The 5,410-nt window shown below is 27.9% G+C and carries 7 protein-coding genes; 1 reads left to right on the forward strand and 6 read right to left on the reverse strand.

What is annotated here, in order from left to right; genetic code table 11:
* Positions 1-237: 237 nt before the first annotated feature.
* From ACI3VO_RS05095 to ACI3VO_RS05120, 6 genes are all read right to left on the reverse strand, one after another.
* Positions 238-438: a hypothetical protein gene (locus ACI3VO_RS05095; protein ID WP_439756876.1), complete on the reverse strand. Its 201-nt coding sequence runs from the start codon at positions 436-438 to the stop codon at positions 238-240.
* Between the two features lie 91 nt (positions 439-529).
* Entirely contained in the window at positions 530-1,729 is a 1,200-nt protein-coding gene (locus tag ACI3VO_RS05100) for a DHHW family protein (protein WP_439756877.1), read from the reverse strand.
* 14 nt (positions 1,730-1,743) lie between these two features.
* On the reverse strand, positions 1,744-3,000 hold the full coding sequence (locus ACI3VO_RS05105) for an MBOAT family O-acyltransferase (RefSeq protein WP_439756878.1): 1,257 nt from the start codon (positions 2,998-3,000) through the stop codon (positions 1,744-1,746).
* Between the two features lie 210 nt (positions 3,001-3,210).
* Positions 3,211-3,681, reverse strand: coding sequence for a DUF4358 domain-containing protein (locus ACI3VO_RS05110; protein WP_439756879.1), 471 nt, complete (start codon positions 3,679-3,681; stop codon positions 3,211-3,213).
* A 23-nt stretch (positions 3,682-3,704) separates the two neighbouring features.
* Complete coding sequence (locus tag ACI3VO_RS05115; RefSeq protein WP_439756880.1) at positions 3,705-4,451, reverse strand: GDSL-type esterase/lipase family protein; 747 nt, start codon at positions 4,449-4,451, stop codon at positions 3,705-3,707.
* 230 nt (positions 4,452-4,681) lie between these two features.
* Positions 4,682-4,888, reverse strand: coding sequence for a hypothetical protein (locus tag ACI3VO_RS05120; protein WP_320625293.1), 207 nt, complete (start codon positions 4,886-4,888; stop codon positions 4,682-4,684).
* Between the two features lie 279 nt (positions 4,889-5,167).
* Between ACI3VO_RS05120 and acpP the strand changes: the two genes are divergently transcribed.
* Positions 5,168-5,392 carry an acyl carrier protein gene (gene acpP, locus ACI3VO_RS05125; protein WP_290690616.1) on the forward strand — a complete coding sequence of 75 codons (225 nt, stop codon included), beginning with the start codon at positions 5,168-5,170 and terminating at the stop codon, positions 5,390-5,392.
* The last annotated feature ends 18 nt before the right edge of the window (positions 5,393-5,410 follow it).

Raw genomic sequence — 5,410 nt, forward strand, 5'->3', positions numbered from 1 at the left:
AATGGTATCCAATCACTTAAACAAATATCTATAAAGCACTCCTGAAAGACCAAAAATAAAAAGAACAAAATTATAATCCACCATCCACTTCCTCCGATACATTCAAACATTCTCGATAATTTACGATTCATAAAATCCCTCCTCGCTTAAAAAGAAAAGACCTCCATCATATTTTTATGATAAAGGTCTTTATGCTCTAATATATATTATGATAAAACTATTTATTTGTTACCTATTTTAACAACATCCAAAATCAAAATCACAAAGATTAAAAAATACTATTAAAATAATTATCCAAATTAAAAATTCTTGATTACATAGTATCCACTCTATTAAATCTTCTCCTAGCATCAACAACAAAATCAAAACTATGAAGAAAAATCCTCCTCCAAATAAGTTTCCACCAAAAAATCTCGATAAACCTTGTTCTTGTGACATATCGATCTCTCCCTTTCAAAAATTAATAAGTATACTACTTATTTAATAAATAATATGCAGATTAAAGTCGAAAGGTTACTAAATTTATCGTTTATTCGTTGTTTAAAACAGGGGCTAAGGATGTATCGCTGAAAAATGTATTTGCATTATACAAATATAGTACCTCGTCAACACCTTCATTTTTCATCAATTCATCTATATCCTCGTAATAATATCTAGGGTCAACTAATATAATTTTACTAAAATGAGTTGTCAAAAATTGTATAAAACAGTTTGCGTAAGAATCTTTAAATATTAGTAGAGTCTTTCCACTATCTGATGTAGTATCGATTTTTACAATTGGATGGTTTCCACCTAAAAATACTTGATACTTATCTTTTTGATCTAATTTCTCACTATCATATAAAGTCGCTGTTTTTTTCTGTTCTTCTTCGTAATTTACAACAACTTGATCATTTTCATCCTTTGGTATATACACTCTTATTTTGTCTAGATCAGTCTTATATCCACTTTCTGAAGCCAATGCCCCTTCAAATGAATTTGAAACTAATTCGATATCGTAATCATCGCTGTCCTTAGAGCTTAACTCCATATCCTCTGCTAATTTTTGATATGAATAAAATGCACCTAAAGTAGTCCAGTGATGATCGCTTTTATAATATAAATCCTCACTCTTATGCTCTAGTAAAGTTGAATAAGTATCTACAAAAGTTATATTTGAATCGATTTTTTTAGAGTACTCATCTAAATACTTCTGTTGATCTTCAACTGGTGCAGCAAGAGGTAATTTATCTCTTAAAATACTTACAGCCGTTGGAGATATCAGCATATATTGCTTTACATCTTTATATTTATTTGAAAAGTCATTTATAGCCTTTAGATTCTTAGCTACATTTTCTTCATTAGGCTTTTCAAAATCCTCTAATAGATATCCATCCTTTCCTAAATAAACTCCATTAGAGCTCTTCTTTAGCAATAGCTTGTCTGTCTTCACCTTAACATCTATCCAAAAATCTCTATTAAAGAATTGATCGACCTTGTACTTTTCATACTTACTTATAAATCTTCCTTCAAATAATTTTTCTACAGAAAAAGTAGGCTTTGATTGAAGAACCCTATTTTCAGTTTCTGAGAAAGTCTTTTTCTCTCCTAGAGTATTTACTGCTACAAAAAATACTATATAGCATATAAATAATACAGATAAAGAGATACAGTATTTTTTACCTAATTTTTTCTTAGACTTTTTATTTTTTGATGTATTTCTACTTTTCGTTTTATACGCTTCAGTCATACTTTTCACCACCTTTAAAATCTAAAATACAAGAATGGGTTATAAGTTTCATTAACTAAATAAGCCGTAACTAAAAATAAAACTAAACCATATATAACTAGAGATGGATTTATCAATTTATCTCTATATTTTCTCGCAATATTTTCTAAAACTTGTTTGATAACCGGTGTTGAAAATACAAGAAGTATAATCATCATTACTATATTAGTATATAAGTAGAATATTCCAGCATTATCAATTATTGCATTTCCTGATACGAAGAACATTACCTTTAGATAATCTACTGCAAATCCTAAATCCTCACTCGCAAAGAACAGCCATCCTATTATAACTAATAGCATTGTGTAAATATGTTTTACGCTATTAGGTAGCTTTTCTAAAACAGATTTTAGGGCAAATTTTTCTAAAAATAATAAAACTCCATAGTAAAGTCCCCAGATCACAAAGTTCCAGCTAGCTCCATGCCAAAAACCTGTAAGACACCAAACTACAAATATATTTCTAATTTGCTTTGGCATACTAACTCTATTTCCACCTAAAGGTATGTATATATACTCTCTAAACCATGTTCCTAAAGATATATGCCATCTTCTCCAAAACTCTGTAACACTCTTTGATATATATGGATAATTAAAGTTTTCCATAAAATCAAATCCGAACATCTTACCTAAACCGATAGCCATATCAGAATATCCACTGAAGTCAAAGTATATTTGGAAAGTATATGCAATTATACCTAACCAGGCAGTAAGCACTGATATAGATGATATCTCCATAGCTGAAACAGTTGTCCATAGCATACCTATATTATTTGCTAGTAAAACCTTCTTTCCTAGACCTTGTATAAAACGCTCTACACCTTCTCCAAATTTAATTACACTTTCTTTTCTAGTGTTCAATTGAGTTTCTATTGTTTGATACTGTACTATAGGTCCTGCTACTAATTGTGGAAACATTGTAACATAAGTAGCAAAGTTAATTATATTGTGTTGAACTTCAACTTTACCCAAGTAAACATCCACAATATAAGATAATACTTGGAAAGTATAAAATGATATTCCTATTGGAAGAGCTAATCCTTCAAATGGAATATTTACATGAAAAATACTATTTATGTTATCTATAAAGAAACCAAAATATTTAAAAAATCCTAATATACTCACATTGAAAATAATAGTAAGTATAAATATAAATTTACACTTACCTTCATCGTGCTTATTTCTATCTATTAGTATAGCTAAAAAATAGTCCGCTAAAATCGTTCCTATCATTAAAAATACATATATAGGCTCTCCCCATGCATAAAAAACTAAACTAGCTATTAATAAGATTGAATTTTTTAATATTCTAGGGCTAACATAATATAGTAATAATGTTATTGGCAAAAAAGTAAACAAAAATATAATACTACTGAATACTATTTTAATCGCCTCCCTCTCAAAATTTTTTATTTTTTATTATCGATAAAGTTAAAGCCGAGATTATTTTATTGACTCTTTAAAAGCCTCCTTCAGCTCCTCTGCATTTTCAGATATGGCAAAAAACACGTATTTTCCTTCTGTTTTTAACTCATAATCATTTACTAATGCACATTGCTCTGGTCCGTAACTTCCAAAGCTTTGAAGCTGAGAATTTATTCTATTGTCAATCGCATCCTCCAAACCTTCTATTTGAGATTTATCTTTAACCTTTACAATTAGCATCTCATCTACTTCCATAGATGATTCTGGTGTGTATAAAACAACACTGTCAAAATCACTTGCATTTAAGCCGTAATATCTTTTTAATCCTTTAGTTCCTGTTTCTTCCATATTTTTTACAAGACCTGTATCTACTATAGATTTTTGTATATCCTGAGCAGTTAAATTATCATTTACACTACTGCATCCTACAAGAATGATACAAGAACATAAAATTGCTATAATACTTTTTATTCTTTTTTTTAATTTCATTTTATGTTAAACCTCTCTAAATTTTACAAATTCCCTTTTTGTATAAAGAAATCAAGCCATTTCTTTTGAAAATTTGGTCCGAAATGTACTCCATCTGGTTCATAGTCACTTTGTTCGACAATTCCATTTGCATCTAAATATGTAACACCCTTTTTTTGACACATAGCTTCTAAATCTGCATTCCATTTGTCTATGTTTGCATAATTAGGATATTGAGATATTGTAAATGATTGAACTGGAAGTATTGAACATATGTATATATTAGTATTAGGTAGCTTAGATTTTACTAAATCTATTACACTTTCATATTGTTCTATAAATTTATCACTATCGCTGTAACATTCAATATCGTTTATTCCATATGTAAAAAACATATTTTTAGGATATAAACCAATAGCTGTATTTATATCTCCTTGTTTTTTTGCATTTACAATATTTCTTCCCTTATATGCAACTACAGAAGACTGAGTTAAAAATCCATATGCAGAAATACCCTCCGCTCTTGAATCACCAACTATAACTGATGAAGCGAATTTACTTTTATAATTAACCTTACCTGCAGAATCTTGATCATCTGTTGTAGCTGCCGGTTGATCTGTTATTCCATTTTGAGCCTTTATAGAAGCAATTTTTTCTTCAACCTGTACTACATCTTGCTTTTCTAAGTTTTTTATAACTTCTACACCCTGTTTTACTTGCTCATCTTCGTTATTACTTTGTCTATTTAAGGACTTTATTGAAAAAGCAACAGCAATGCATCCAGCTATCACTACAAATGATACTAATCCTACTTTTATTTGTTTTTTTAATCTAATTTAAATCACTCCCTTTATAAAATATTCACCTTTCTATTTTTCCAAGAATTATTATATCATTTTATTTTTCTTTATCAAATAACAATAATGTAACAAATATGTTAAAGTTTTACAATATGCAACAACAAAAAAAGTCAGTTTATGATATTTAATCAAAAAACTAACTTTTTATCCAATATTTTATATTAACAACAACATCCATCATCGAAATTAAATAACAGTAAGATTATCAATATTATCCATATCCATATACTGTCATCATCGAAAAAATCGTCTAAAATATCTGTACACAATAGTAAAAACACTAAAACTATCGCAATTAATATTCCCCCGTTAAAATTAATTCCACAATCTCCAAAAAATCTAGACAGGTTACTCTCTAACTTTGACATAATGTGTCCCCCCAGTAAGGTTTATATTTATTTTAATATATGATTTTCTAGATAGATAAGTTACTTCTATTGTATTTTATCGATTTCTAAATATTTTTCATAATAAATTAAAAATAATAATCTAAGATAATATTTATCGATAGTATATGTATAAAATATTTTTACTTGTAAACGATAAAAATAATTCTACTATTTTCTAAATATATATTGAAAATTAATTATTATTATATTAAACTACTATTAAAAATTTAAATATTGGATAAAAGTTGGAGGTATAAAATGTTTGAAGAAATAAGGGACATAATAGCAGAACAATTAAGTATAGACGATTTAGATGAATTAACTTTAGATACTTCTCTTAAAGATGATTTAAATGCCGATTCTTTAGATGCTGTTGAAGTAATCATGGCATTAGAAGATAAATACGATATAGAAATTTCTGAAGAAGATGCTGAAGAATTCAAAACTATCGGCGATATAGTTAACTACATTGAAAGTAAGTAGTATGATATTATTAAAATA

Origin of the sequence: Intestinibacter sp. (assembly GCF_051866655.1) — a bacterium.
Lineage (GTDB): Bacteria > Bacillota > Clostridia > Peptostreptococcales > Peptostreptococcaceae > Intestinibacter.

What these genes read in the sequence shown, in the direction of transcription:
- ACI3VO_RS05095 (WP_439756876.1), bottom strand. Translation starts at nt 438, where the DNA reads ATGTCACAAGAACAAGGTTTATCGAGATTTTTTGGTGGAAACTTATTT.
- ACI3VO_RS05100 (WP_439756877.1), bottom strand. Translation starts at nt 1,729, where the DNA reads ATGACTGAAGCGTATAAAACGAAAAGTAGAAATACATCAAAAAATAAA.
- ACI3VO_RS05105 (WP_439756878.1), bottom strand. Translation starts at nt 3,000, where the DNA reads ATGATAGGAACGATTTTAGCGGACTATTTTTTAGCTATACTAATAGAT.
- ACI3VO_RS05110 (WP_439756879.1), bottom strand. Translation starts at nt 3,681, where the DNA reads ATGAAATTAAAAAAAAGAATAAAAAGTATTATAGCAATTTTATGTTCT.
- ACI3VO_RS05120 (WP_320625293.1), bottom strand. Translation starts at nt 4,888, where the DNA reads ATGTCAAAGTTAGAGAGTAACCTGTCTAGATTTTTTGGAGATTGTGGA.
- acpP (WP_290690616.1), top strand. Translation starts at nt 5,168, where the DNA reads ATGTTTGAAGAAATAAGGGACATAATAGCAGAACAATTAAGTATAGAC.